The 22,589-nt window shown below is 67.9% G+C and carries 42 protein-coding genes; 1 reads left to right on the top strand and 41 read right to left on the bottom strand.

Going from position 1 to position 22,589, the window contains the following annotated elements:
* Positions 1–8 precede the first annotated feature (8 nt).
* From OG884_RS18750 to OG884_RS18605, 30 genes are all read right to left on the bottom strand, one after another.
* Positions 9–1,967 carry a hypothetical protein gene (locus tag OG884_RS18750; protein ID WP_326646671.1) on the bottom strand — a complete coding sequence of 653 codons (1,959 nt, stop codon included), beginning with the start codon at positions 1,965–1,967 and terminating at the stop codon, positions 9–11.
* A 4-nt stretch (positions 1,968–1,971) separates the two neighbouring features.
* Complete coding sequence (locus tag OG884_RS18745; RefSeq protein ID WP_326646670.1) at positions 1,972–2,385, bottom strand: hypothetical protein; 414 nt, start codon at positions 2,383–2,385, stop codon at positions 1,972–1,974.
* Between the two features lie 66 nt (positions 2,386–2,451).
* The gene (locus OG884_RS18740; RefSeq protein ID WP_326646669.1) at positions 2,452–2,670 is read right to left on the bottom strand and encodes a hypothetical protein; all 219 of its coding nucleotides are present in this window, start codon (positions 2,668–2,670) and stop codon (positions 2,452–2,454) included.
* Positions 2,671–2,680: 10 nt separating this feature from the next.
* A complete protein-coding gene (locus OG884_RS18735) occupies positions 2,681–3,007 on the bottom strand; it encodes a hypothetical protein (protein ID WP_326646668.1) in 327 nt (108 codons plus the stop codon).
* A gap of 34 nt (positions 3,008–3,041) precedes the next feature.
* Positions 3,042–3,386: a hypothetical protein gene (locus OG884_RS18730; protein WP_326642919.1), complete on the bottom strand. Its 345-nt coding sequence runs from the start codon at positions 3,384–3,386 to the stop codon at positions 3,042–3,044.
* A 23-nt stretch (positions 3,387–3,409) separates the two neighbouring features.
* On the bottom strand, positions 3,410–3,667 hold the full coding sequence (locus OG884_RS18725; RefSeq protein WP_326642921.1) for a hypothetical protein: 258 nt from the start codon (positions 3,665–3,667) through the stop codon (positions 3,410–3,412).
* 300 nt (positions 3,668–3,967) lie between these two features.
* Complete coding sequence (locus OG884_RS18720) at positions 3,968–4,441, bottom strand: hypothetical protein (RefSeq protein ID WP_326646667.1); 474 nt, start codon at positions 4,439–4,441, stop codon at positions 3,968–3,970.
* Complete coding sequence (locus tag OG884_RS18715) at positions 4,438–5,364, bottom strand: phage antirepressor (protein ID WP_326646666.1); 927 nt, start codon at positions 5,362–5,364, stop codon at positions 4,438–4,440. The genes OG884_RS18720 and OG884_RS18715 overlap by 4 nt, the downstream gene beginning before the upstream one ends.
* A gap of 188 nt (positions 5,365–5,552) precedes the next feature.
* On the bottom strand, positions 5,553–5,816 hold the full coding sequence (locus tag OG884_RS18710) for a hypothetical protein (protein WP_326646665.1): 264 nt from the start codon (positions 5,814–5,816) through the stop codon (positions 5,553–5,555).
* Complete coding sequence (locus tag OG884_RS18705; protein ID WP_326646664.1) at positions 5,813–6,070, bottom strand: hypothetical protein; 258 nt, start codon at positions 6,068–6,070, stop codon at positions 5,813–5,815. The genes OG884_RS18710 and OG884_RS18705 overlap by 4 nt, the downstream gene beginning before the upstream one ends.
* 96 nt (positions 6,071–6,166) lie before the next feature.
* Positions 6,167–6,340, bottom strand: a complete 174-nt coding sequence (locus tag OG884_RS18700) for a hypothetical protein (RefSeq protein ID WP_326646663.1) — start codon at positions 6,338–6,340, stop codon at positions 6,167–6,169.
* A gap of 26 nt (positions 6,341–6,366) precedes the next feature.
* A complete protein-coding gene (locus tag OG884_RS18695; RefSeq protein ID WP_326646662.1) occupies positions 6,367–6,900 on the bottom strand; it encodes a hypothetical protein in 534 nt (177 codons plus the stop codon).
* A complete protein-coding gene (locus OG884_RS18690; RefSeq protein WP_326646660.1) occupies positions 6,897–7,100 on the bottom strand; it encodes a hypothetical protein in 204 nt (67 codons plus the stop codon). The genes OG884_RS18695 and OG884_RS18690 overlap by 4 nt, the downstream gene beginning before the upstream one ends.
* Positions 7,100–7,411 (bottom strand): DUF7352 domain-containing protein, encoded by a 312-nt coding sequence (locus tag OG884_RS18685; protein ID WP_442811729.1) that lies wholly within the window; start codon positions 7,409–7,411, stop codon positions 7,100–7,102. The genes OG884_RS18690 and OG884_RS18685 overlap by 1 nt, the downstream gene beginning before the upstream one ends.
* Positions 7,411–7,842, bottom strand: a complete 432-nt coding sequence (locus OG884_RS18680) for a hypothetical protein (protein WP_326646657.1) — start codon at positions 7,840–7,842, stop codon at positions 7,411–7,413. The genes OG884_RS18685 and OG884_RS18680 overlap by 1 nt, the downstream gene beginning before the upstream one ends.
* Positions 7,842–8,315 (bottom strand): hypothetical protein, encoded by a 474-nt coding sequence (locus OG884_RS18675; RefSeq protein ID WP_326642930.1) that lies wholly within the window; start codon positions 8,313–8,315, stop codon positions 7,842–7,844. The genes OG884_RS18680 and OG884_RS18675 overlap by 1 nt, the downstream gene beginning before the upstream one ends.
* Positions 8,316–8,622: 307 nt before the next feature.
* Entirely contained in the window at positions 8,623–8,892 is a 270-nt protein-coding gene (locus OG884_RS18670; protein ID WP_326646656.1) for a helix-turn-helix domain-containing protein, read from the bottom strand.
* Positions 8,893–8,991: 99 nt separating this feature from the next.
* Positions 8,992–10,662 (bottom strand): TROVE domain-containing protein, encoded by a 1,671-nt coding sequence (locus tag OG884_RS18665; RefSeq protein ID WP_326646655.1) that lies wholly within the window; start codon positions 10,660–10,662, stop codon positions 8,992–8,994.
* Positions 10,663–11,601: 939 nt separating this feature from the next.
* Positions 11,602–12,393: a hypothetical protein gene (locus OG884_RS18660; RefSeq protein WP_326646654.1), complete on the bottom strand. Its 792-nt coding sequence runs from the start codon at positions 12,391–12,393 to the stop codon at positions 11,602–11,604.
* A 194-nt stretch (positions 12,394–12,587) separates the two neighbouring features.
* On the bottom strand, positions 12,588–13,010 hold the full coding sequence (locus OG884_RS18655) for a phosphatase domain-containing protein (protein WP_326646652.1): 423 nt from the start codon (positions 13,008–13,010) through the stop codon (positions 12,588–12,590).
* A complete protein-coding gene (locus OG884_RS18650) occupies positions 13,007–13,366 on the bottom strand; it encodes a DUF6221 family protein (protein ID WP_326646651.1) in 360 nt (119 codons plus the stop codon). Before OG884_RS18650 ends, OG884_RS18655 begins: the two co-directional genes overlap by 4 nt.
* The gene (locus tag OG884_RS18645) at positions 13,363–13,659 is read right to left on the bottom strand and encodes a hypothetical protein (protein WP_326646649.1); all 297 of its coding nucleotides are present in this window, start codon (positions 13,657–13,659) and stop codon (positions 13,363–13,365) included. The genes OG884_RS18650 and OG884_RS18645 overlap by 4 nt, the downstream gene beginning before the upstream one ends.
* Positions 13,656–14,039, bottom strand: coding sequence for a hypothetical protein (locus tag OG884_RS18640; protein WP_326646648.1), 384 nt, complete (start codon positions 14,037–14,039; stop codon positions 13,656–13,658). Before OG884_RS18640 ends, OG884_RS18645 begins: the two co-directional genes overlap by 4 nt.
* Complete coding sequence (locus OG884_RS18635) at positions 14,026–14,265, bottom strand: hypothetical protein (protein ID WP_326646647.1); 240 nt, start codon at positions 14,263–14,265, stop codon at positions 14,026–14,028. Before OG884_RS18635 ends, OG884_RS18640 begins: the two co-directional genes overlap by 14 nt.
* Positions 14,262–14,786, bottom strand: coding sequence for a hypothetical protein (locus OG884_RS18630; RefSeq protein WP_326646646.1), 525 nt, complete (start codon positions 14,784–14,786; stop codon positions 14,262–14,264). Before OG884_RS18630 ends, OG884_RS18635 begins: the two co-directional genes overlap by 4 nt.
* Before the next feature lie 76 nt (positions 14,787–14,862).
* Positions 14,863–15,108, bottom strand: a complete 246-nt coding sequence (locus OG884_RS18625; protein ID WP_326646645.1) for a hypothetical protein — start codon at positions 15,106–15,108, stop codon at positions 14,863–14,865.
* A gap of 111 nt (positions 15,109–15,219) precedes the next feature.
* Positions 15,220–15,672, bottom strand: a complete 453-nt coding sequence (locus OG884_RS18620; RefSeq protein WP_326646643.1) for a DUF6283 family protein — start codon at positions 15,670–15,672, stop codon at positions 15,220–15,222.
* Between the two features lie 203 nt (positions 15,673–15,875).
* The gene (locus tag OG884_RS18615) at positions 15,876–16,088 is read right to left on the bottom strand and encodes a hypothetical protein (protein WP_326646641.1); all 213 of its coding nucleotides are present in this window, start codon (positions 16,086–16,088) and stop codon (positions 15,876–15,878) included.
* A 233-nt stretch (positions 16,089–16,321) separates the two neighbouring features.
* On the bottom strand, positions 16,322–16,738 hold the full coding sequence (locus tag OG884_RS18610) for a hypothetical protein (protein WP_326646639.1): 417 nt from the start codon (positions 16,736–16,738) through the stop codon (positions 16,322–16,324).
* 64 nt (positions 16,739–16,802) lie between these two features.
* Positions 16,803–17,183 carry a hypothetical protein gene (locus tag OG884_RS18605; RefSeq protein WP_326646638.1) on the bottom strand — a complete coding sequence of 127 codons (381 nt, stop codon included), beginning with the start codon at positions 17,181–17,183 and terminating at the stop codon, positions 16,803–16,805.
* Between the two features lie 155 nt (positions 17,184–17,338).
* Between OG884_RS18605 and OG884_RS18600 the strand changes: the two genes are divergently transcribed.
* Positions 17,339–17,623 carry a hypothetical protein gene (locus OG884_RS18600; RefSeq protein ID WP_326646637.1) on the top strand — a complete coding sequence of 95 codons (285 nt, stop codon included), beginning with the start codon at positions 17,339–17,341 and terminating at the stop codon, positions 17,621–17,623.
* Between the two features lie 27 nt (positions 17,624–17,650).
* Here the strand turns inward: OG884_RS18600 and OG884_RS18595 are convergent, their stop codons facing one another.
* The 11 genes from OG884_RS18595 to OG884_RS18545 form a co-directional block, all read right to left on the bottom strand.
* A complete protein-coding gene (locus tag OG884_RS18595) occupies positions 17,651–17,875 on the bottom strand; it encodes a hypothetical protein (protein WP_326646636.1) in 225 nt (74 codons plus the stop codon).
* Positions 17,872–18,507 (bottom strand): helix-turn-helix domain-containing protein, encoded by a 636-nt coding sequence (locus tag OG884_RS18590; RefSeq protein WP_326646635.1) that lies wholly within the window; start codon positions 18,505–18,507, stop codon positions 17,872–17,874. Before OG884_RS18590 ends, OG884_RS18595 begins: the two co-directional genes overlap by 4 nt.
* A complete protein-coding gene (locus OG884_RS18585; RefSeq protein WP_326646634.1) occupies positions 18,500–18,859 on the bottom strand; it encodes an HIT family protein in 360 nt (119 codons plus the stop codon). The genes OG884_RS18590 and OG884_RS18585 overlap by 8 nt, the downstream gene beginning before the upstream one ends.
* The gene (locus OG884_RS18580; RefSeq protein ID WP_326646633.1) at positions 18,852–19,115 is read right to left on the bottom strand and encodes a hypothetical protein; all 264 of its coding nucleotides are present in this window, start codon (positions 19,113–19,115) and stop codon (positions 18,852–18,854) included. The genes OG884_RS18585 and OG884_RS18580 overlap by 8 nt, the downstream gene beginning before the upstream one ends.
* Positions 19,105–19,701, bottom strand: a complete 597-nt coding sequence (locus OG884_RS18575; protein WP_326646632.1) for a hypothetical protein — start codon at positions 19,699–19,701, stop codon at positions 19,105–19,107. The genes OG884_RS18580 and OG884_RS18575 overlap by 11 nt, the downstream gene beginning before the upstream one ends.
* Complete coding sequence (locus OG884_RS18570) at positions 19,694–19,996, bottom strand: hypothetical protein (protein WP_326646631.1); 303 nt, start codon at positions 19,994–19,996, stop codon at positions 19,694–19,696. The genes OG884_RS18575 and OG884_RS18570 overlap by 8 nt, the downstream gene beginning before the upstream one ends.
* A complete protein-coding gene (locus OG884_RS18565; RefSeq protein WP_326646630.1) occupies positions 19,996–20,253 on the bottom strand; it encodes a hypothetical protein in 258 nt (85 codons plus the stop codon). Before OG884_RS18565 ends, OG884_RS18570 begins: the two co-directional genes overlap by 1 nt.
* Positions 20,253–20,672, bottom strand: a complete 420-nt coding sequence (locus OG884_RS18560) for a hypothetical protein (protein ID WP_326646629.1) — start codon at positions 20,670–20,672, stop codon at positions 20,253–20,255. Before OG884_RS18560 ends, OG884_RS18565 begins: the two co-directional genes overlap by 1 nt.
* Positions 20,673–20,736: 64 nt before the next feature.
* Positions 20,737–21,177, bottom strand: a complete 441-nt coding sequence (locus OG884_RS18555) for a hypothetical protein (protein WP_326646627.1) — start codon at positions 21,175–21,177, stop codon at positions 20,737–20,739.
* Between the two features lie 72 nt (positions 21,178–21,249).
* The gene (locus tag OG884_RS18550; protein ID WP_326646626.1) at positions 21,250–21,870 is read right to left on the bottom strand and encodes a vWA domain-containing protein; all 621 of its coding nucleotides are present in this window, start codon (positions 21,868–21,870) and stop codon (positions 21,250–21,252) included.
* 36 nt (positions 21,871–21,906) lie between these two features.
* Positions 21,907–22,482 (bottom strand): hypothetical protein, encoded by a 576-nt coding sequence (locus tag OG884_RS18545; protein WP_326646625.1) that lies wholly within the window; start codon positions 22,480–22,482, stop codon positions 21,907–21,909.
* Between the last annotated feature and the right edge of the window lie 107 nt (positions 22,483–22,589).

The raw sequence follows: 22,589 nt of genomic DNA, 5'->3' as shown, positions 1-22,589 counted from the left end.
GCTCCCCCTTACTGACTGTCGGCGGACCAACCGCGAGTCGAGCGGCCAGCCCATGCCCTGCGTGAGGTGGCCGTAGACCAGGCTCGGCGGGATGCGCCGAGGCGGATGGTGATGTCGGGCTCCGCAACGGCGTCCGAGACGCCCTGGAACGCGCCCACAACGGCGGGTAGGGCGCCGGATAGGACACCTGTCGGGGTGATGACCTGACCGGCCATGCTGCCCGCCAATGACGGCAGGACCCCGGCGAGGTCGGCGGTGATGACGGAGTCGCCTTGCATGACGCTGGTGATGGCGGGCAGGGCTGCGGCGGCTAGACCTGACACGCGGGCCCGGCCAGTGAACTCACCGCGGAGGGCTGGCAGCGCGCCGGCGAGCACGCCGCCCGCGGACTCCACCACGCCCGTGAGCGACCCAGTCACGGCCGGGAGCATCCCAGCGAGGTCACCGCGCGCCGTGACCGTGGCGTTGAAGCCGCCCGCCAGCGCGGGCGGGGTTCCGGAGAGGATTCCGCTGCCGCCGTCCACAGCGCCGCCGAAGGTCCCCTCGACGGTGGGCAGGGTGGCGGTGAGATGGCCTGTCGTGCCGAGGTGGCCAGTGAACGATCCGGCCACCGACGGAAGAGTTCCCGCCAGTACGCCTTCAACGCCGCCCGCAGCGCTCGTGAAGTCGCCGACGACAGCGGGGAGCACACCAGCGAGTTGACCGGAAACGGTCACGCCGCCCGCGAGCGCTCCGGTGGCGGCAGGCAGCACGCCCGCCAGGTCGCCCTGGGCGGTGACCCCGCCAGCCATGTTCGCGGCGGGTGCAGGCAGAGCTCCCGCGAGTTGGCCAGCCACCTGGGCGGCGGCGGTGAAGTCTCCCTGTACGGCGGGCAACATGCTGGCCATCTGGCCGGCGGCCGTGACGGTACCGGTGGTAGAGCCGGTCACCGCGGGCAGGGCTGCTGTGACCTCGCCGCTGACGGTGGCCGCGCCGGTAGCTGCGCCTTGGGCTGCAGGCAGGGTGCCGGTGAGGGTGCCGGCCACGCCGGACACTTCGACCGTGCCCGCGAGGTCGGCGGTGAGCGCGGGGAGTGTGGCGTCGAGGGCGCCCGTTGCGGTGACGTCACCGGTCAGGGCGGCGGTGAGTGCCGGAAGGGTGGCCTGGGTGGTCCCCGTGACCGTGATCGTGCCGGTAGCCGAAGCGGTGAGCACGGGCAGGGCGCCGGTGAGTGATCCGGATGCGGTGATGGTCCCCGCTGCTGAGCCGGTCAGAGCAGGCAGGGTAGCGGCCAGGGCGCCCTCGACTGATCCGCTACCGGCTACGGGGCCGACCCAGTCGACGTCGCTCACGGCGAGGTCGTCGAAGTTGAACGGGGAGACGCTGGCCAGGTTGGAGACGACGCCGACGCGGAGCCTGCTCGGGTTGACGGCGCCGGTGTTGACGCCGCTGATCGCCAATGTCTCGTCGGGGGTGGTGGCATCCGGGGTGAGGAAAATACGGCAGGTCATAACGCCGACGCCGACGCCCCCGGCAGTAACCATGACCTCGACCCGGAACCATGCGCCGGGGGTGATGGTGACGGTGGAGGTTCCGGCGAGCGTGCCGGACCCGTACAGCATGCCGATCGTGCCGGAGCCGTTGACCCGGATCGATCCCATGATCCCGTTGCTGCCGCTGAGGATCCTCAGGATATTGACCGCGGCGGACGGGTTGGCGGCGAAACGGTAGTACGCACGGGACCACAAGCTGGCTGATGTGCCAGGGATGCCGGAGGTCCACGCGACGTACGCGCTGCCGGAGGTGACGCCGGTGGATACCTTGCCGGACACGCTGCCGTGTGCTGCCAGGGTGGCGTCGTAGACCAGGGCGTTTCCGCCGTCGATAGTGACGGCGCCGAATGCGTCGCCGGACGTGCCGCCGCTGTTGCCGACGGTGATCGTCGTCGCGTTGGTGCCGCCCTCGAAGCCGTTGGAGAGCGACGACACGGAATCAACCCGCAGGCATCGTGATGGTGCCGGAGGTCAATTCGAAGTCGACCCCGGTGCTGATCGTGGTGGTGTTCAAGGTCAGGTCCCCACCGCCGCCGGTCACGGTCACCGACCCGTCCAGCACGGTCGCGGCGGCGCTGTCCTTGATGCGGAACCAGCCTGCTGTGCCATCTGCGGCACCGGTCGCGGAGAGCGGGGTGCCGGACAGGGAGGCGACGCCCGTGCTGGCCGCCCCGAACGCGGGGTCAGCGAGAGTCACCGTGGCCAGCAGCGTGCCGGACGCGCTGTCGTTCGCCGAGGCGGGCTGGGAGCCGGACCGGATCTCCATGACGGCGGCGCCGGACCCGGCGTCAGCGAGGTCCACGATGGCGTCAGCGGCGGCGTTGCGGGCGGCGGTGGGCAGGCGGATAGCCATCGGGGCCTCTCCTTTGGGCATGAAAATAGGGCCGCCCGGTGGACGGCCCTTCAGGTGGTGATCAGGTCAGGTCAGGGTGGGTACGGCGGAGTAGTCCTCGCCGTCGATCCGGGCACCGACAGGAGCAGGCGACTCGTCGCCGTAGTCGGCGAGGTATTGCGGATGCCGGGTCAGGACGTGGCAGTCACACAGGAAGCCGCCGTTGTGGAGGGCGTACGAGCAATCAGGATCATGCTCAGCAACCGGTGTCGCGCGGGCGATCTCCCAAGCGGTCGGGAAGTCCATCAGTCGGTGCTCAATGGTCTTCCCCCGCGAGTGCTTGGATCGCGGAAGCAATGAGCTTATTACCCGTCGCGTCGTCGACCTCTAGCAGGTAGCCGTCCTCGTCGTACTCGCCGCTGATGTGGCCCGCCTTGATGAGGGCTCCGTACAGGTGCAATGTCCAGTCGGAGTTACCGAAGGGGCGTTTGCCGCTGAACCCTTCGCGCTGTCGCCAGACGGTGGCCAGGAGCGTCACCAGGTACTCCCTGATAGTCGCTGCGTCAACGTCGTTGCCGTCGGGCTGCATCGGAGTGTCGAGGATCTGACGGCCTGTGGGCGTCTCGGTGATCTCGGCGGTCATGGTCGTACTCCCTGGGGGACGGGAAGGGGGAAGGTCAGACGCGCTCAGGCCAATGCCAGGTGCCGCCACGGTGCGACGCCTCGATCCACCCGCATGCGCAGTAGCGGAACGGGTTGCCGTGCGACCAGGCATTGGGGCACTCGGGCGAACCGGGAGTCTCCGCGCCATCGGACTGCTGAACAGCGCGGTTGAAGAACATGCCCTCGGGGTTGAGCACGCACAGACTGACGGTCCAGCCGTCGGCCTCGCCCACGCCGACGGAATGCGGGGGCACCTCAGTGACCACGGCAGCGCGGCAGACGCTCGGGTACTCGCCATTGGGCGTGCCGTACGACGTGTAGTGAACGAGGTCGCTCACCTGGGGAACACGCTGGCTCATGGAGATCTCCAGGGGGTCGGGGGTCAGATGTCGTTCTCGTAGAAGATCTGCGCCTGCCGCAGCAGCCCGAGGACCTTGTAGTGCGGGAGGCTCCCGCCGGGCATCGCGCAGAACATCTGCGTCTCACCCTCATGCTCATCAGCCATCGACACAGCGACCCCGGCGACGACGTAGTCCGTGATCAGCTCATGGTCTGGCGCCAACTCGAACGCCCGCACGACCGCTTCGATCGCGGCGCGAAGCTGAGCATCCGCTTCGTGCTGCTCAGGCGTGAGAGGCACTGGCCCTCCCGGTCAAAGGTCGTGTGCGCAGTGGGCGCACGCCGTGATCTGGGCAGGGTCGGTCTCCGTGAGCAGGTCGGCGGCGGCCGGAGGAAGGATTAATCGCGATCCGGCCAGTTCCAGTCATCGTCTCCGGCGGTGCCCTCGGGTGTCATGAAGCTCCATGGGTTCGGTGGTGGTGCCAGGCGGGCGGCCCAGGAGGCCGCGTCTCGAATGAGGAGGCCGAAGCCGCCCGCCCGGGTGTTGCTCGGTCCGGCCAGACCAGATGTGGACCTGCATGGCCGGACCGAAGATCACGAACTACTCGACGCTGGCCGACTCCCACGGATCAGGACCCTCATGGCGGCCTCCCTCGATCACCCTCAGGCCCGGCGTGATCTCGGAGCCGCCGACGTACTCAGGCTCTTCCTCGTCGTCCTCACCAGCGAGGGCGTACGAGCCGCACATGCGAAGCAGGTTGCGCACGATGGCCTTGGTTTCAGCGTTGGTGAACTTCGACGGGGCGCGCTCCAACTGGAGTCCGAGGGCAACCCACGCGTGGTTGGCGCCGGACTCTCGCAGGTGCTTGGCGCCGCAGTCGCCGTGCCACCACCGGAAGAAGATCTTCGTGATGATCTCGCCCTCGACCGGAGGCTGACCGCAGCCAGGGCACGCCGTGGCGCGGCCTTCGCTCTTGTACTCGACCGTCTCGCCAGTCGGGTCGGTGTAGCGGTTGAGGCGGGCAGGGATCGGCCCCTTGGACTCGCTGACAGAGAGGGTGACGTCGCTGTTCACGCGACACCTCCGAGGGGCTTGCGAAGGGAACCGGTCTCGTCGAGGCGCTTCACGGCCCGGTCCCACGCCCATCCGTCGCCGGGCGGGGTGAGGCGGGAGGAGTAGCTGATCCGCAGGTTGCCGTTCTTGTCCTCGTACTCGGTTTCCTTCTCCCGGATGAAGTCCCGGTCGGTGGCGAAGGACTTGGGGCGGTTGTTGCGGATCGTGTTGCCTCGGCAGATGAGGCCGATCTCGCCGAGGAAGTCGAAGACGTCCTTCTGGAGGATGCGGATCCCGAGGTTCTGAATCGACCACGCCTTGAGCTTGTTCGCGAAGTCCGACAAGGTCATGAGCCCGTCGGCGGATCGGTGGTGGTCAGCGGCGGCGGCCTTCGGCCCGAGGATCTGGATCTCTTCCTCGGCGGCCTCACGTCCGGCGGCCTCGATCATGCGGGCGGCGTGCTCCCTGTCGGCACGAGCAGCCTCAAGCTCGGCGCGCTCCTCGGCTTCGTACCACTGGCGAGCGAGGTCCTTGCGGCTCAACTGCTGGCGGTACTGCCCGGTCTTGCGGATCGACGGGATCACATCGTGGAACACCCATCGCTGGAAGCGCTCGACCTGATCCTTGACAGCGGGGTTCTTGATCCGGCCAACCTGGCGCTGTCCGATCAGCCGGTAGAAGCCGGGTTCCTTCGCGTGCCAGACGGTCTGCTCGCCGCCGGGGGTACTGGCTAGAAAGTACCCCTTCTCATCCTCGTCGAGGTTGGCCAGCATGTTGCTGGCGTCTCGGTTGCCGAGTGCCTTGGCGAGGCCCGGCGCGTTGACGATGAAGCTGTCGCCAACGATGGTGATCTCCAGATGGAACTCTCCGTTGTCGAAGATCTGGAGTTCCTGATTTTCACCCCGGTTGTCGTCCTCGGGGTTGAAGGAAGTACCGTTGTGCACTGTCGATCTCCTACGTGGATCGGCCATACCCCGGGACGGCTACCACCGTCGCCGGGGTTCTTCGTGTTGAAGAACTGTCGTTCTAATTCTACCAGTCGGACCCGCTATGGACTGGGCTGAAAACGGCTTAGCGGGCATTTCGAGTGGGCGTTTTGTACACCGAAACGGATCAGCGGCAGGCAGATCGCTCAGTCTTCGGTGCCGCGCACCCAGTCCACGAACTCCGACCTCCACACAGCCTGTCCCCCGTCGAGCAGCCCGAGCGTTTCCATGCTGCGGGCGCCGTTGTTGGCGGAGAAGATCATGCGGTGACCGCCGTCCTCGTCGATGCTGGTTCCGACGAGAACGAACTTGTCAGGCATGCCGCCACCGGGGATCTCCCCCGCCTTAATGGCTTCCGCCAAGGCGTGGGAGATCCGCTCGCTCAACGCGTCAGCGTCGGCTGTGCTCACTCATCCCTCCCGTAGACGGAGTCGCGGGCCTTGCGCAGGGACCGGATGATCCGGTTGATGCCTTCGCGGTCGAGGGTGGCGTGCCAGCCGTAGAACAGCCCTTCGGGGTTGTCCGGGGTTCCGCCGTCTTCCAGCTTCATCTCGCTGCTCTGGTTGATCGTGGCGATCTGCACGTGCCCGGTGTCGCCGGGCCACCAGCTGACTTCGGTTCGTAGTCCGGTCCCGGCGATGCAGTCGGTGTTCTCCTTGGGCATCTTGCCCTCCTTGTCATCTCGACGGTGCGCATCTCGCGCGGTTGGAGCGCTGCCATCACGGCAGCGCGGATCCGCTTTCGCGGAAGCTCTTGGGGGTCAGCGGAGGGTGAGGCGTCGGATGGAGTCAGCCTCGTACACCAAGGGCCGCCCGGTCGTCTGCACGGTGATCCTCGGTACGGGCGCCACCTCGACGTCCACCAGGTCGTCTGGGCGCCACCGCTTGATCCACGCCGCGACCTCGCGGACGCTCCCCGGTGTCAGGACGGTCATCGTTCGTTCACCGCCATCCACTCGGCTCACCATCCTGGTGGGCGGTCTGGTCGGGCTCTCTTCAACACCTCAGCGTCGCTCTGGACGATCTGTAGCCCGTGCTCGTCGACGTCGACCTCGCGGCGCGCTCGCCAGAGCTTCAGCAGCTTCACGACTCCCCCACGGCGCGGCACTGCGGGGTGCCGTGCGAGACGTATTTGGGTGGCCAGGAGATACCCGAGCTGCCGGTGCACCTCCAAGGCCTCCATGATTGTGACTGTGTTCTCACAAACGCTGGCGGGTCCGGAGATCACCATGGTGACTTCCGAGCCGTCGAGCCGGGAGTCAACCAAAATATGATTCCCCAGCTCGTTGACGAAGGAGCATTCCGTCCGTCGCGCACCTCGGGCGGCCGGCTCGCCAGGCGCGGCTTCCTCACGGATGACGGTGTCCGACATGTTGACCGTCACCAGTTCGCTCTGGCCCATCTTGAGCGCGGTGTGCAGCCGGGTCCAGGCGTCGGCGGCTTTGCTGGTGGGCGTGTCTGCGAGGACACGCCAAGCACGGCGGAGGACGTTCACGGCGTGTCCATGTCTTCGACGACGTACACCAGGAGCGCCCGGCAGATAGCCCGGTCCCGATGCCGCATCAAGTCGGGGTCGGCCCGATCGAGGACGGTGATCGTAGGGTTGTCGCCCTCGGTCACGTACAGGAGCGCGGGGCCGGGCGGGAGCGTGATGGTGCGCAACGCTTCCTCTACGGAATCGGCGTGGATGGCCATCAGCCCTGCCCCTGCCCCTCACCGCTGGGCACCTCGTACAGGTGCCAGACGAGCCCTTCCGGAGTGCGGGCGGTGGTCCCCCACCAGCGTGCCCCCTCGGGCAACGGGTGACCGGTGCCGAATACCTGGAACGTCCGCTCGATCTCCGTGCCGTCGAGACGACGACCTTCTGCCCAGAACTCCACGAGATGCTGAGCCTGCGGTCCAGCGCCGAGACGTGCGGCTTCCACGTGAACCGGGTTCCCGCCGAGCTTGAACCCCTGCGGCCGGTCGTTCACGACCACCTGGTAGCGGAGCATGCAGCGGGCCATCACGCGTCGTCCTCGGAGCGGTCCCGATGGAGTTTCGGCCACCCAGCGGTCAGCTTCCCCGCGTCACGGTGATGAGGCAACTCGCCGAGCAGCCGCATGGCCACATCCACGATCGTGCCGCCACCTTGAGCGGCGCCGTCGGGGAAGTTGTCGTACACGTACTCGGCGAGGCGTGCCAAGTCCCGCAGTGCGTCCGCGTTGCCCGACACCGGCTCTTGCGGCGCTGCGGGTTCTGCGTACCGGTCTACGACCTCGACCGTTTCCGGGGTCACGAGCACCGCGCGGGCTCCGCACTCCTGCTTGAAGTGCTGCCACCGGTCGAACTCTTCCTCGGTGGTCGGCGCGTCGTACTGGTCCACGACGAGCGCGAACGGCTGCTCAACAACCTCGCCGACGACAACATGAGGCAGGGGAAAGATCTGAATACGCATCAGGCGTCCACCTCGCCGGGCGTCCACTTCGTGTCGCGCGGGTCCCACACCATGCCGAGCGCCTTGCAGTTCAGCCACTCTGCGCGGAGTTCCCCGAACACCTTCCGGACGCGCTCAATGTCCCACCCTTGGACCTCCAGCACGCCGGAGCCGCGATCGCCGTAACCGCCTTTCCAGCGGTGTTCGACCCGCTCCCAGCGGCCGTCATAGTCCATGCGGACAGGCATCATCTCGTCGGGGTTGCGAGTCTTGTAGGGGCCCATGAAGAAGCCCTCACGCTCGTATTCGCCCTCGGGATTGTCTGGGTACCAGAACAGCCTGTGCCAGGACCGGACCTCTTGCGGGCTCTCCAGCAGCTCGTACTCATCGACGTTCTCGCTGAATTCGTACGCTTCAGCGTCCTCTCGGCGGGCGTACACGCCGTGTACTCGGTAGCTGGAGTACGTGCCGCTGGTGGCTAGGTAGACCTTCATGAGCGTTCTCCATCGGGGGTGTTTCGCGGTGTTGTTCCGGTACGGCCTGACCGTCCGCTGGGCACCCCCATGCCCTCAGGCCAGGCCGTACCGGAGTCGCGCGGCGAGCGTGAAGGGGGCTCCACATTGCTCAGCGACACGCGGCACACCCACCCGCCAGGAAGGGTGCGCGTCTTGGTGGGGGGCTGGTCGGCGCCCTCGCGCAAGGACCAACCAGCCCCCAAGGCTCGACGTGCACCGCGGGGAAGCGTGCACGGAGCCGGCGCACCCTCGCCAGAGGAGCGCGTCTCGGAATGTCTAGGACTATCTAGGCGACCTCAGCCTCATCAGGCTGATAGTTCATCTCGAACTCGACCTTCGCCAGCACCCGGTAGTCGTACACGTTGTATCTGCCAATCGCGCCGATCGGCTTAATCCGGCGGCGGGAGATCCACGAGCGGACCGTGCCGGCCGGGACGCCGAAGCGGGCGGCGGCCTGCGAGGGAGTGACAACTTCGGACGGGTCAATGTCCGGATCCACGTCGGGGTTCAAAGCACCCCCGAACATGAAAAAAGCCCTCCGGAGATCTCTCTCCAAAGGGCATACCTGCGGTTGCGGATCATCGTTGCAGGAAATCGATTTTTTGTCCAATAGACGCGTGAGGGCAGATAGCCCCGCCCTCACGCACCCATTGGATCAGCTTCGAATGAAGCCGTTCACGACCATCGGCAGCGACGCGTCCAAGCCCGCCATGTTCAGCACGCCCGGGTCGTTCGGGTCGCCGATTGTGTGTCCGGCAGCGGTCATCGCGGCGACCACGACGCGCGTCGCAGGGTTGATGGCCTTGCGGTACGCGGTGAGCGACTGGGAGGCGTGGGTTCGGCCGGCCCAGGTCTCGTTGTCGGTGAACAGGACGATGCCGTCCACGTTCAGCTGCTCCTGGCGCGCCCAGTCGAACGGCAGCGCGAGGTTCGTGCCGCCGCCGGAGGGTCGCCAGGAGGCGATCTCCCGCAGGTTCGTGCGGGGCGTCACCTTGGAGGCGTGGACGGACGTGTCGACGTCGATGACGTGCACGTTGCCGCGCTCGATGCGGGCCAGCATGACCGCCATGGCGCACCCCACCTCGTAGGGGGCGCCGAGCGGAGACCCGCCCATGGTGAGGCGTCCGCCCCATCCGCCGCTCATCGACCCTGAGGAGTCGACCGCGACGAGGAGCCGCTTGCCGGACGGCTCAACGCCGCCGAACGACAGCTCGTAGGTCTCCTCCAACGCGTCGAGGATCGCCGGGACAGGCTTCCACGTCTGGACATCAGCGCGGGGGTTCGGCTGGGCGGTGCCGGACGCGTAGACGCGCATGGCCAGCCAGGCGTCCATCGGGTGGATCCGCGCCCTGACGATCGCCTCCCCGTTCGTGAGGCGCGCGACAGCGCGGCCGGTGGCGTCACCCATGGGCTTGAGGGCGCCGATCCGCGTCATCCGGGCGAGGTTGCGGATGAGCGCGGTCATCCCGACCGTGTCGACCAGCGCCTCCCACACCGCGGGCTCGCGCAGCATCGCATCCGGCAGGAACTCCCACGGCACCCGCAGCTCGCCCACCACGCGGATCGCCTCGTCCACAGACGTGACGGCCTTCGCGGTGAGGAACCGGTCGACGGCGGGCAGCTCGTCGCGAGCCTCGTCGTCGGTGACGTTGCCTGCGATCCAGCCGAACAGCGCCCTGTGCTGCGCGGTGTCGGCCTTCGGGTGGGCGATGCGCAGCACGTCCCGCAGCGCGAGCGCCTCACCCTGCGGCGTCTTGCGCTGCATCGCCTTGCACGCCCGGAACGCCACGTTGTCGGGCTCGTCCCGCAGGAACCACGACGCGAGCGCCGTCCGCAGGGCGCGGCCCACGACCAGGCCGGACCCGTTACGGGATGCCTTGCCGCCGAGGTTCTTCAGGTAGCCGACGAACATCGCCAGATGATCCGTGGTCCGCACCACCAACGGCAGAGCAGCCTTGACGGCCTGGCGGGTGTCGAGGTCGCCGCGGGCGAACGCCGCGGCGAGAGCGAAGATGGCCGGGCGGGGCTTCGGCGCCCGGGGCGGCCGGGCGGTGGAGATGGCCACGATGAGGTTGACGACGCGCGGCCCATCCTCGGCGACCGCGACGAACAGCACGTCGGCGTTGTCCGCGGTCAGCTTGTCCTCACCCACGTAGTACGTGCCGCCACATGTTCCAAGCAGGATGAAGTCCTCGACGCGCTCCCAGGTGTCCTTGGCGAACACGTAGCCGCCGGCGTTGTTGAGAACCTGATCGGTGCGGCCGGGGATGCGCTGCGTCTGCGGGGTTGTGATCGTGGAGATCCCCGCGAGCGGATCACGTGCCATGTGCTCTCTCCTTCGTTCGACCCGCCTGTGAGCGGATATGCGAAAGGGGAGCGGATGTGGTGATGAGCGCCGGGGTTTTGACAATCGCTCTACCAGGCTGAGCTACACCGCAGCTAGGCCACGGCGACGGGATTCGAACCCGCGACAAATTGTTCCCGATAACCGACGTTCTTCGACCCGCTCCCCTGCTCGTCAGCCCTGTCGACGGTGCGGATATGGGGACTCCGACCGGCGTTTAGGCGTCCTAGGCCGCTAGACGACAGGCCGACGTGGTCGGCCCGGCAGGATTTGAACCTGCGTCACCCGCTCCAGAGGCGATAACCGATCGAGATTCGACCCGCACCGCCGACAGGACTGACGAACGATCAGGTCAGGTGAAGGCACGGATATGGGGACGCCCACCGGTATTTTTGGTGCTCTGCCAATTGAGCTACACAGGCCGAAGCCTGCGGCGGGACTCGAACCCGCAACCGCCCCATTAACAGTGGATAACCGATGATGCTTCGACCCGTGCCAACACCAGACCTGACCAGTTCACCGAGCCGGGAGAAGGCGCGGATATGGAGGCAGACACCGGCGGAATCTTGGAAAGAGATAACCGATGTCCTTCGACCCGCACCGACTCCAGGCCCGATGAACTGCATGCAACGCTACTGGGAAGGCCGATCCACCACACCTGCATTTCTGGGCAGGACGGGCGAACGAACCAAATGTGATCGCATCTCTCCGGGCGATGCGATCACGCGGCTCGCCGTCGGCGGTAGGCGCGCTGGGCGGCGACCCTCCGGCACGACGCTGAGCAGTACGCGGCATCCTCCCGCGGGTGGTCTCTCCCCCGCCCGTCGTCCTGCCATCGGAACTCCCGCCCACAGTCGGCAAGAGCGCACGTCTTCGCGTCGGGCAGAGTCCCGCGGCCTCGGCAGGTCGGGCAGGACTCGCTCACGATGCCCGCCGAGCAATCTCAGCGTCAGCTTCGGTCTGGACGTGCCCCTGGAACTCGGCCAGCGTCATCACGGCCGGCCCGCCGCGGTTCTCTCCGCAGCCCCGGTTACGGCACTCCACACGGACCTCGCCATCTTCGTCTTCGAACCGGTACAGGGTCGCGACGTGGCACTGGCGGCAGCGCACCCCTTTGATGTGGCTCCGCTTCGGCTTGGTCTTCGCCGCGGCGGTGACCTGCGCGTGCCAGTACAGGATGCCGACGCCGAACCCTTCGGCGGTGTCGGGGTGGGCGAGGATCCCGTCGAGGTGGGAGAGGTGCCACGCGACCGACGACGTCAAAGCAGGAGCGGACGCTCCCCGGACCGGCGCTGTAGGCCAGCCTTGGGTCTCCCGGTAGGCGTTCTCCCACTCCCTCATCCACCGCACGAGCTCGTCGAGCTGGTCGTGTGCAGGGGATGGGGATCCGGGTTCGGGTGAGCTGGTGACGCGCTCGTTGAGGTTGATGGAGCCGTGCCCGTCGCCGGCCATGAGGCGAAGCGCCATCTGCTCGTCGAGGTCGGTGAGGGCTGAGCGGATCGCCGCGGAGTCCGACAGGCACCAGATGGGGGTGCCGGCGGTCCACCGGTAGGTGGGTTCGACAGGGCGGATGGGTTCGGGTCCGCGGGTGTCGTCAGGGGCGTCTACCCACCTGGCCAGGGCTGCCTGCCAGGTGGCGAGGGCGCGGGTGTGGTCTTCGGCCTTGCGGCGCTGGGCGCCGTTGCAGCGGCCCAGGCAAACTCGATCGGACATTGGCGGCCTCCCCGAGGTCGTACGCTTACGGGAGACCATTGGGGATGATGGGGTCTGACGAGGTGGGGCGGGCGGCTCTCCGTGTGGGATCGGGGGGCCGCTTTCGTGTCTCAGCGATCAGCCGAGATAATCTATTCCGGGTGTCGTGTTTCCGCAGTTCGCATTCGTGCCACCTGCGACTTCTTGGCGCTTCGTCAGTAGTTCCCCTCGGCGACTTGTAGGACGGTCAGGCCCAGCTCTTCACGCCACATGCGGACCACGGCCGCGCGGTCGTCGATGACTCCGGCGATCTCCCGGTGGGCGAAGTGCTCGGTGTAGATGTCGTGCTTCACCTGCACGTCGGGCCGGTTGTCGTGGTCGGCGCGCATCCACAAGCCTTCGACGTCGTCCCAGTAGCCGACGTTGGCGCACAGCCACACCTCGGTCTGGTATCGGCACTGCTCCTTGCGTCCGGACACGTACGCCACCGGATGCCCGGCGAGGATCAGCGCCCGAACGACGGCGACGACAGGCGGGTTCGGGGCGTCCTCCCCTACCCGGTGCCAGTCGTACGGGTCGCGGTCTCCTCGGAGAGCGAGAGTGCCGTCGAGGTCGACGATCCACAGAGCCTTGCTCACGTCTCCTCCTCGGTGATGTTGTAGCCCTTGGCGAGGTCCGTGATCGTCGCTTCAGCCAGCCGGGTAGCGTGCCACATCAGCATGGCGAAAGACTCCTCTTGAGGAGTGCCTAGGTACTTTTCGCAGCGGTCGAGGGTGTCAAGATCTGCCTTGCATCGGGCGAGGACCGCGCTCGGCTGGTTGGCCACGATGTGCGCTTGGTCTTCGTCCTGATAGACGTGGTCGACGATTCCGTTCATCTCGTGGCCGACGTAGATGCCGCCGTCGTCGATCCACTCGCCTTGGGTGGCGGCTTCGGCGAGGGCTTTCCTCTGCTCGATCGCCGCGCGGAGTCGGGCGGGCAGGTCCTCGTTCAACGGTCCTCCTGGGGGTCGGCGGGAATCCTACGCCCGCCCATCAGCAGCATGAGGGCAGAACCGACGAGCACGCCGCCGCCCGCGATAGCCACCGCCGCTTCCACGCCCGCAGGATCACGGCCAGCGATAGCGGCGAAGCCGAACAAGCCCACGGCGGGGCCAACCATGAGCAGTGTGCTCGCAGCGACGCAGACCAACCATGCGAGGGCCACACTCAAGACTCGGTGGTGCTGGTCGAGGGCACGGAGGCGGTCGAAGAATGCGGCTTCACGGTCGTACCTGGAGCGGCTCACAGGGTCTCCTTGGTGGTGGCGATGACGGTTCCGGGCAGTGCTCCAACGGCCTCAATGCCGAGGAGGCACCCGTCCTCGTCCACGTAGAAGGCGGTCTCTTCGCCATGCTCGGCCACCGTGCGCTCCATGTACTCGCGCGGCCCATCGGGGAAACTGTTGAGCAGGTAGGCGCCCCACGGCTGGCCGTAGCGCCGTACCTCTACCACGGCGGGATCTGCCCCGACGATCACGTACTGCCACTCGGGGAGATCTGTGTTTGGCACAGTTGTTTCGGCGGTCAGGTCCAGCTCGTCGGGCGCCCACCTCATGGCGTCGGGGCCGACGTCGTAGTCCTCAAGACAGGCGTCGATCGCGGCGAGGACGCCGTCAGAGTTGGACATCGATCTTCTCCGGGTCGTCGAGCATGTCGCGGATCTGGTCGGCCAGCAGGCGCAGTTCGTCGGGCGTGGTCTTCACCACGATGCACCGCTTGTACCGGGAGCGGGTGTGCATCTCCAGGAAGACGCGTCCACCAGAGGCGGCCAGGGTGATGTCGTTGGCCCAGACGTCGCGGAACATCCACCACCAGCGGGCGCGGTCCAGCAGGGGTGGGCGCTTGGCTCTCACGTCGCCTCCCAGGCGGCCTCGATCGTGGGGCAGGCGGACAGGTAGGAGCACATGCCGCACAGTTCCACACACGAGCACAGCCCCGCCCGGTTGTGGTTCACCGCGTGTTGCAGGCTCCCACGGGCGGGACACCACAACTCGTCAGCCATCATCGGCCACCCACACAGGGCTTTGCCGATGTAGGAGCCGGGGCCAGCCTCCCGCACATCACCCGACAGGTAGCGTCCTCGGCGGGTCGTGGGCGGCGCCAGGTGCGGCGGCACGGCGGGGTCGCGGACGTGGAGGGTGCCGAACGCCGGGCCGTCGCCATCGACAACGAGCCGGTTCGTGGGCGCCATCCACTCGGTGCGCGCCGGCGGTTTCGCGGCCCGGCGAGTCCACTCCCGCATGATGCGCTCACGCTCCCATGTCACCTGCTGGGCGGCTTCCCGGGTCAGGCGGGTGTTCTCGTCCAGCAGCCATAAGACCTCCTGGCGGAGCGTGTCCTTGGACGCTTTGGCTGCCTGCTCAGCGGTTAGCATCGGGTCGGTTCTCCTCTGCGTGGGGGTTGGGTTCAGTGTGGCGTGTCGGCCCGCAGGAGGCGGGCCGACAACGACGTCAGGGGCGGGCGGGCGAGTCAACGACGGCCCACTCGTGGACGGGGCGAGACACCACCACGGCGTCCACGGGGAGGCCCTGGGCTGCCTGCCAGCGGCGCAGGGGCGTGATGGCCTCGCGAGCCTCCAGCAGGCCAGCATCGCCCTCGCCGGCGACTTCGTAGACGACGGCTGGTGCCTCTTCGCCCGTGGCGGGGTCGGTTCCCCAGCCGGTGTAGCGGCAGGCGTACTCGATCCGCTCGGCCACGGGTCAGCTCTCCTCTTCGTCGAGGTCCCAGCCCGGGTTCTCCGGGCAGTCCCTGTCGTGGTCCTCAGGCTCGGCGTCCTCGGGAGCCCAGCAGGTGCACTCAGACATGGCTCAGCTGTCCTCTCGGTGCGGCAGGTACTCCATCGACCGGTCCCCACGACATGGCGCCAGCGCAGGGTCGTCCGGGTCCACGCCGTTGGCGACCGCCATCTGCCGGTAGTCGTCGTACAGGTCAACCGTGGAGTGAACTCCGGAGTAGTCAGCGGCGCTCATGCGGACGGCGAGGTTGTCGGATGCGCCGCGCAGCAGGAAGCCGGCACAGGTCTTCGGCCGTTCGCGGCCGGACATGTGGCAGGCGAACTTGCTGGTGGCCAGGTCGTAGGTGGTGCGGGCCGAGTGGCGGAACGCCTCGGGCGGGAAGACGTCTGTGGGTGCGTCTCTGCGCCAGGGGCACGCCGGGCAGGGGTGGGTCTGGTGGGCGCGGTTGCCGCCGACGAGTGTCGTGACGCCCCACTCGCCGTCGCCTCCGTCGTGGACGCCCACGACTCTGGGCTTGCTGGTCATCGGTCAGGTCTCCTTGGAGGTCAGGGGCGGGTGACGAGGCGGCGGAGTTCGGCGAGCCCGGCGACGAACGCGCGGACGAACTGGCGGGGTGAGCGAGGGATCAAGTTCACGAGGGGGCTCCGTTCAAGATCGTTGGTGTCAGGGGAGGCGCCCTTCCCGCGCCGCGAACGCGAGCCCGGCAGACCGGGAAAAGGGCTGAGGGGTCAGCAGCGGGCGTGCTCGGGGCAGAAGTCGTGCAGGGAACGCGAACCCTTGCCGCGCGGCGGGGGCACGTCCCATCCGGCGTCGCCCGCCGCGAGACGGGCCTGGCGGGCGTGGCGGCGGGAAAAGGCGCTGTCGGGCGTGAAGGTCGCCTCACACTCGGGGACGTCGCACCGGACCTCGAAGATCGGCGCCTGTGCCTCGAAAGCGGTCATCGTCGGTTCTCCTTGCTGATCGGTTGGAGGTCAGGTGGTGGCCGGCTGGACGCTCGGCGCCGGGTGCGGGCACCCCTGGGAGCACCTCCAGGCAGGGACGGGTGAAACGTCGGACGGCTGCGGGGTGGTGCCGCACAGGGCACACGTGGGGCTCAAGTCGTACCTCTCGGAGCGGGTGGGGCGGTTGGTCTGGCGGAGTGGAGGGGACTCCCAAAGGAGCCCCCTCCGCAGCGTCAGCGGGTGGTGAGAGCGCCGGGCAGATCCGCGAGAGCGGCGAAGAAGCTGGACGGGCGAGTCTCGGCGAAGATCGTCGAGAAGTGAGCAGTGCGAGCGGCGTCGATCGCGGCGGCGGTCTCCTCCTGCGCCGCCTGCGCGGAGTCCCGACCGGAGGCCAAGTTCTTCGCGGTCACCGCCAAGATGTCCGCGGAGCGCGCCGCCTCGTAGGCGACGCTCCCCCAGAGCTCGTCCTCCATCCCCTCGGCGGAGTTGGCGACCACGTTGAGGGCAGCGCCCTGGTCGCGCTGCGCGTCCGCGAGATGGCCGAGGACAGCGGCGAAGTCTCCGTCCCAGTCGCTGTTCTCATCGGTGATCGCGGGGGCGAGGAGGGCGGACAGGCGGGCGATCTCAGCGGCGATCTCGGTGGCGTTCAACGGGGTCTCCGTTCTCGGATGCGAAGGGGGGAGGGTGGCCCGGATTGCCCCGGGCCGGGGCGGGTTAGAGGGTGGCGAGGGCGGCAGCGACCGCCAGGTCCTTGGAGGACCAGGTGGTGTTGTCCTCGCCGGCGATCGAGGCCAGGTCCACGCTGGCCGTGTCGATCCAGCAGCCCTCGGTGTCGAGCACCAGGCCGGTCGCGGGGTGGTGGATCTGCCAGCCGCCGTGGTCGCAGGGGACGACCGTGATCTCGCCCATCTGCTCGATGTCGTCGGTGAGGGCGTTCGCCCGGCGGGGCATCCGGTTGGCGGCGGCGTAGGCGGCGCGGCGGTCCTCGACCGACAGGTCTCGGATGAGCTGGTCGCGGGCGCCGGCGGGGAGTTTCGCGAGGAGGGCGGCGGCGATGATGTCAGCGGCCTGCTGGTCGGTGATGGTGGCGGTCATTTCGTTCTCCTCTGTGTGCTCCCTGCCGATGACCCAACACTATCGGATTTGGCTTATCCGACAAGCCATAAATGGCCTAGTCGAAGAGTTGTGACCTATCCGTGACTAAGCCACTGGTGGCTGGACAAGGTGACCACTCGTAGTACGCTGACGACGTGACCAAGAGGCATGACATCGTCGGATACGCCGAGATCATCGAGCGCGCACGCGAAGACTTCGGCGCCGAGTTCCCGGTAAGCACCGTCCGCAACTGGGAGAAGTACCGCCGCGCCTGGGTGGCCAAAGGCTCCCCCACCCGCAGCGAGACACGCCCGCGAGAGACGCCCATGCCCGAGCCTGCGACCACAGTCAATGGCGCACCCGGCTGGTCCTGGCGAGAGGTCAGCAAGTGGCTGATTTCCAGCGGGCGAGTCAACGAGAAACCTCCCGCCGAGGACTGACCGCGCAGCAAGCTCTTTCCCGCGCTCTCACTCCTCCGCCTCCTCCGCGAGGAGGTCGCCCTGCCCCTCGACGTCTCCGCCGGCCCGGGGGTGAACTGACACGCCCCGTGAGCGCGGAGCGGGGATGAGACCGAGCTTCTTCGCGCAGCAACGCCCCCACCCGAAGGCGACCCACTTCGGGTCGGTGAGCATCCGAGGGCACGCCCTGCACTTGACGCGGCGGGGCGTGCCCTCCTCGGCGAACAGGGTCACCGGGACTCCGGAGGAGCATCAAGGAGCGCGAGAGCGGCGCCGGGCTTGCATTCCCCCGCCACCCCAAGGATCGTTTCCGCGATCAGGTCCGCGGTCTTCGGATCCGTCTCCGCGAGGCGACGGGCCAGGGCAGCGACACGGGCGAGCGCTTCCTGGGCGCCGTCCAGCGCCTCCTCGGCAGCGTGGGCGCCCTCCAACTCCTCATCTCGGACGGCCAGAACGGCGTCGGCGATGGCATGCGGGGTGCAGTAGGCCCACGCGACCGCCGACGCGTACCGGTCGCGGAGCGCTCTCCTCTCGGGGTGTACCGGCTTGGGGGTGTCCCGGCATGTCGCGCAGCCATGCCGGCAAGCGGCAGCGTTTTCCCGGTTCTGGGAAATCGGCTGGTCAGAGGCTCCCGACAGGATCGCCATCGGGTGGCCCGCGTCCCAGCCGAGCAGGTTCGCTACAGCCGCCAGGGAGCGTGGGCTGACCGGCGTCCCCGACTCCACGCGCTGCCAGGTGTTCTGCGACATCCCAGCCCGCCAAGCAGCGACTTCCTGGGTCGGAATGCCGAGTTCTCGGCGGCGGTCTCGTACGGCTCGGGCGAGTGCGGGCCAGTCTTCCTCGCGCTGGCGGAGGTCGTCAGCCATGGTGTGCGCCCTTCCCGCCGCGCCCGCTGTACCAGGGCAGGGCCAAGCCGTCGCTCTCCTTGCGGGGCACGATGTGCAGGTGCAGGTGGAACACGCTTTGCGTGGCCTCACGCCCTGCCGAGGTGATGATGTTGTACGGCGGGACGGCCAGCTCAGCGGCGGCGCGCATCACGACCGCCGACACGGCGGGGTCCTCTGCCGCGTCGGCGACGTGCCGCTTCGGGATGACGAGCACATGGCCGTCGGTGACCGGGTTGAGCGGGCGGATCGCGAGCGTGTCGTCCCACTCAGCGACGATCCTTGCTGGGGCTTGTCCGGCGACGATCTGGCAGAACACGCAGGCGTCAGGCATTGGGCTTCTCCGTTCCAAGAGCGGCAAGCAGCGCGTTGAGCCCGTCCACCTCGCGCAGCAGGTTCGTGCCGTCTCGGTTGACGTACGCGTCGAGGTCGGCACGGGCTACGACGACCAGGCCGTGCTCGGCGAGAGCGGCCAACACCCGGTCGGCGATGGTCTGGCGGCTGGTCAGCTTCGCCCACAGGCCGACGGTGCGGAGGGCGGGGCCGACGGCGTTGAACACGATGGCGTGAACGCGCTGCTCAGGTGGCACGGCTGGTCTCCGGGGTGTCGAGAGCGGCGAGGATCCGCCTGCCCGCTCTGGTGTATGCGCCGTGAGGGAGGGTCGCCCAGTCTTCGGCGAGATACCGGACACGGGCGAGAGCGGCCTTGTGGGCGTCGAGAGCTTCCTCCGCCTCCTCGGCGCGGGCGATGGTCACCTCGTGGATGGCCCGCTCGGTCGTGATGATGTCGTCGAGGTCGGCGAGCCCGTCGCGGGCGCCTTCCAGCTCGACGTCCCGCACGGCCAGCACCGCGGCGAGCACCCAGTCCGCCCACTCTCCGGCCCGCTCCTCGCCAAGCGGATCGTCGAGGCCGATCAGCATGGCCGGGCGCAGAATCGCATCGAGGCGGGTACGGAGGTCGTCACGGGACGCAGCGGCGGCGAGGGCGCGGAACTCGTCAGCGACCTGGCGGCGGATCTGCTGGGCGACGACGGCGACGATCGCGGCCGCGTCACCCCGGCAGATCGCGCAGGCGGCGTCGTAGGTGTGGAGACGGTGGGCGGATCTTGGGTGTGATGTCCACTCATGGGAGACGAGCACGTCGACGTCGCCCGTGGGAATGGTGGGGTCAGGCATCGCGCGCCTCCTCGTCGGCCAGAGCGCTAATCACCGGGTACAGGTCAGGGAAGGCTCGGCAGGCGTCAACGACCTGCCACACGATGGCCGAGTCCTTGGGAATGTCGGGCCGCTTGCCCGGGTTGGCGGCCATGGCTCCCTGGACGTAGCCCATGACGGCGGCTTCCCGGACCAGTCGCTTTTCGCGGTCAGAGAGCGCGTCGAGGGCGCGGTTCACGCGGTCGTCCCTGCGATGGTCCTGGGCGGCGAGATAGCCAGCGAGGTCGAGGAGGTAGCGGCGAGGCTCAGCGGGCATCAGGGAGCCTCCACATCTGCAAGGAGAGGACCAAGGGCGTAGGCCTTGGTCGCGAAGGTGGTGTATTTGGCCCACGAGAGGGGCTCTCCCTCGGAGAGGTCGCACCGGAACCAGCGCTCCCCAGGCTCACGGTCGTCGTGCCGAGCGGCTTTGGCGTCGTCGCGTCGGAGCACCAGGTGTCCACAGATCATCGGGCCCGTCAGGATGATTGTTGTCCCGTCTTCCGGCTCTTGGAGGACGTCGGAGAGGGAGGACATCAGGGAGCCTCCCCTGCCTGGTCGGTGAGCGCGCCCGCATCAATGCCCAGCTCGTCGCGTAGGCGTCGCAGCCGCTCCCGCGACCAATGGGCGAGCCGGGTCTCATCGGCCAGGCTCCGCATCCTCTCGGTGCCGGACTGGTGAACGGCGGCGAGGATGCGCAGCCACGCCACATCAACCCACTCAGTGACGGAGTGGGGGTAACAGCGGTGCCGGGCTGCACGTTCGGAGCCGGTGGTGGGCGGGCAGCCGATCTCGATCAGCGGGTAGGAGTAGCGGCCGATCAGCAGGTCACAGTCCGGGTGGCCGTCGATGCCTGAAGCGATTGCGGCGACGGCCGATTCGGGGCGGCCATACTCGGCCTCGGTGGTGATGGCCGGGTCGTGGGAGAGGCAGAGAACGCGGTAGATGCTGCTCACCGGTGGTCTTGTCCTTTCGGGGTGCCCCGCCCAGACGTGCAGGGCGGGGCGGAGATGGGGTGGGTCAGGCAGGGGTGTAGAACTCGCCGGTGGAGGCGAAGACCTCGCCGCCGTTCTTCATCGCGGCCTCGCAGGGCCAGCCGGTGGCGGTGCCTTCGTCCCAGCAGACCGCGCACAGCCACGCGTTCGGCTCGCCGTCGCCGTCCCAGCGAGGGATGTGGAACCGGCCGGGGAGCTGCTCTTTCTCCTCCAGCGTCAGATCGGTCAGCGCTTCGTAGCCGGGGTGGTCGGCGGCTTCGAGGAGGACCGCTCCGAGCCCGGCCGCCTGGCAGATCCGCTCAGCGAGGCTGCGGGTGTACCGGGCTGACGCGTGGTAGGTGTCGCTGCCGTTCACGGTGAGGGTCGCGCAGCCGTTGTTCGTCTGCTCGCAGTCCGCGTTCGCGGCGATGCGGAGCCGGGCGCCGTTGTGCCCGATGTGGGTAGTGGTGGTCTCGTGGTTCGACATTCAGGGGCCCTTGTCGTTGATCTTGCTGGGGGTTGTGTGCCTGCCCGGTAAGACACCGGGCAGGGCAGGGGGTCAGGCGGAGGTCGCGTCGCGGTCGTCGTCGGTGAACGTGTAGTCACCCGTCCGGGAGCCGCGGGTCACCATCGCGCCCGCCCTAGTCATCGATTCCTCCGTCCGGTTAGAGCCATAGGAGAGCGTGGACGCGCGGCCGATGCCCATCCCGCCAGCAGCGGCGAAAGCGTCCTGGTCCGCGCCGAGGAACACGAACGCCCACCCGTAGGTATCCCGCTGGCGGGTGATGAGGTCCTTGACCTGCGGGAGCGTGTACTCCTTCGAGCTGTTCTCGGCGCCGTCGGTGAGGATCACCGCGACGACTTCGCCGGGCCTGCTGTCCTCGGGCAGCGTGGCCAGATGGCCGCCGACGCGGTTGATGGTCATGCCGACCGCGTCAAGAAGGGCAGTCATGCCACGGGGCTTCAACGCGAAGTCGGGGACGTCAGCGAGGGGCGTGTTTTCGTAGACGATCTCGTAGCGGTCGTCGAACTGGTAGAGGCTCACGGTGGTCTCGCTGGGCGCGTTGATCTGCTCGGCGAGGAATGCCTTGAGTCCGCCTTCGGTGTCGTCCTTGACGAGAGCCATGGAGCCCGACCGGTCGAGGATGATCACGATGTGGCGGAGGTTCGAGTTCGTCATTGCGAGTTCCTTGTCAGATTGGTTGTCAGGGGTGGGTTACGCGGGGTGGGCGGGGTCAGCACCGGTGATCTTGATGCAGCAGTCGCGGCAGAAATAGCCGACGCGTCCGCGGATCGGCCAGATGTCGCCCTCGGTAGTGCCGCACTCGGTGCATGCGCCGTCGTCGTGCTCGTACTCGATCTCGGCCGGGGCAGGAGCCGGCGGATTGGTGGCGGCTTCCCACCGGGCGAGAGCGGCTGCCGACACCTGCTCGGGGTCGATGCCGTACGACTCCAGGGCGTCCCACGTGATGGCCTGGAGTGGCGGGTCTTCCCACATGTCCCACATGCGGGCGGCGACCTCGTCGGCCTGGTCGGGGGCGAAACGCTGAAGCTCGTGGAGCAGGAACGCGACTCCGTGCTCGGCGAGCATGAGCGCCTGGTTGAGCATGTACAGGCTTCGCTTGTCAGCCAGGTTCTCGCCGGTCTTTTCGGCGGCCATCACCTGCTGGAAGCGGGGCGAGTTGAGGGTGGCGGAGTAGTGCGCTTCGACGGCCATGTGCCGGGCGAGGTTGTCGGCGGTCGCTTCTTCGGGGGTCTCGGGGTACGGGGCGAGGTCATCGGTGCTGGTCATCGGGTGCCCTTCCGTGGCTGTTGATCAAACTGGAGTGCGAGATCTTGGCAAGAGCTGGAACTCCAGTTCCTGAAAGTGGATGGGTCGCGGCGCTGTGAGCGACGTAG

The organism is Streptosporangium sp. NBC_01755, from assembly GCF_035917995.1.
Lineage (GTDB): Bacteria > Actinomycetota > Actinomycetes > Streptosporangiales > Streptosporangiaceae > Streptosporangium.
This window is presented reverse-complemented; position numbering and strand designations above follow the sequence as displayed.

Coding starts and splice junctions, on each gene's coding strand:
- OG884_RS18745 (WP_326646670.1), bottom strand. CDS start 2,385: ATGGCTATCCGCCTGCCCACCGCCGCCCGCAACGCCGCCGCTGACGCC.
- OG884_RS18740 (WP_326646669.1), bottom strand. CDS start 2,670: ATGGACTTCCCGACCGCTTGGGAGATCGCCCGCGCGACACCGGTTGCT.
- OG884_RS18735 (WP_326646668.1), bottom strand. CDS start 3,007: ATGACCGCCGAGATCACCGAGACGCCCACAGGCCGTCAGATCCTCGAC.
- OG884_RS18730 (WP_326642919.1), bottom strand. CDS start 3,386: ATGAGCCAGCGTGTTCCCCAGGTGAGCGACCTCGTTCACTACACGTCG.
- OG884_RS18705 (WP_326646664.1), bottom strand. CDS start 6,070: ATGCCCAAGGAGAACACCGACTGCATCGCCGGGACCGGACTACGAACC.
- OG884_RS18700 (WP_326646663.1), bottom strand. CDS start 6,340: ATGACCGTCCTGACACCGGGGAGCGTCCGCGAGGTCGCGGCGTGGATC.
- OG884_RS18690 (WP_326646660.1), bottom strand. CDS start 7,100: ATGGCCATCCACGCCGATTCCGTAGAGGAAGCGTTGCGCACCATCACG.
- OG884_RS18685 (WP_442811729.1), bottom strand. CDS start 7,411: ATGGCCCGCTGCATGCTCCGCTACCAGGTGGTCGTGAACGACCGGCCG.
- OG884_RS18680 (WP_326646657.1), bottom strand. CDS start 7,842: ATGCGTATTCAGATCTTTCCCCTGCCTCATGTTGTCGTCGGCGAGGTT.
- OG884_RS18675 (WP_326642930.1), bottom strand. CDS start 8,315: ATGAAGGTCTACCTAGCCACCAGCGGCACGTACTCCAGCTACCGAGTA.
- OG884_RS18665 (WP_326646655.1), bottom strand. CDS start 10,662: ATGGCACGTGATCCGCTCGCGGGGATCTCCACGATCACAACCCCGCAG.
- OG884_RS18660 (WP_326646654.1), bottom strand. CDS start 12,393: ATGTCCGATCGAGTTTGCCTGGGCCGCTGCAACGGCGCCCAGCGCCGC.
- OG884_RS18640 (WP_326646648.1), bottom strand. CDS start 14,039: ATGTCCAACTCTGACGGCGTCCTCGCCGCGATCGACGCCTGTCTTGAG.
- OG884_RS18630 (WP_326646646.1), bottom strand. CDS start 14,786: ATGCTAACCGCTGAGCAGGCAGCCAAAGCGTCCAAGGACACGCTCCGC.
- OG884_RS18620 (WP_326646643.1), bottom strand. CDS start 15,672: ATGACCAGCAAGCCCAGAGTCGTGGGCGTCCACGACGGAGGCGACGGC.
- OG884_RS18615 (WP_326646641.1), bottom strand. CDS start 16,088: ATGACCGCTTTCGAGGCACAGGCGCCGATCTTCGAGGTCCGGTGCGAC.
- OG884_RS18605 (WP_326646638.1), bottom strand. CDS start 17,183: ATGACCGCCACCATCACCGACCAGCAGGCCGCTGACATCATCGCCGCC.
- OG884_RS18590 (WP_326646635.1), bottom strand. CDS start 18,507: ATGGCTGACGACCTCCGCCAGCGCGAGGAAGACTGGCCCGCACTCGCC.
- OG884_RS18585 (WP_326646634.1), bottom strand. CDS start 18,859: ATGCCTGACGCCTGCGTGTTCTGCCAGATCGTCGCCGGACAAGCCCCA.
- OG884_RS18575 (WP_326646632.1), bottom strand. CDS start 19,701: ATGCCTGACCCCACCATTCCCACGGGCGACGTCGACGTGCTCGTCTCC.
- OG884_RS18570 (WP_326646631.1), bottom strand. CDS start 19,996: ATGCCCGCTGAGCCTCGCCGCTACCTCCTCGACCTCGCTGGCTATCTC.
- OG884_RS18565 (WP_326646630.1), bottom strand. CDS start 20,253: ATGTCCTCCCTCTCCGACGTCCTCCAAGAGCCGGAAGACGGGACAACA.
- OG884_RS18555 (WP_326646627.1), bottom strand. CDS start 21,177: ATGTCGAACCACGAGACCACCACTACCCACATCGGGCACAACGGCGCC.
- OG884_RS18550 (WP_326646626.1), bottom strand. CDS start 21,870: ATGACGAACTCGAACCTCCGCCACATCGTGATCATCCTCGACCGGTCG.
- OG884_RS18545 (WP_326646625.1), bottom strand. CDS start 22,482: ATGACCAGCACCGATGACCTCGCCCCGTACCCCGAGACCCCCGAAGAA.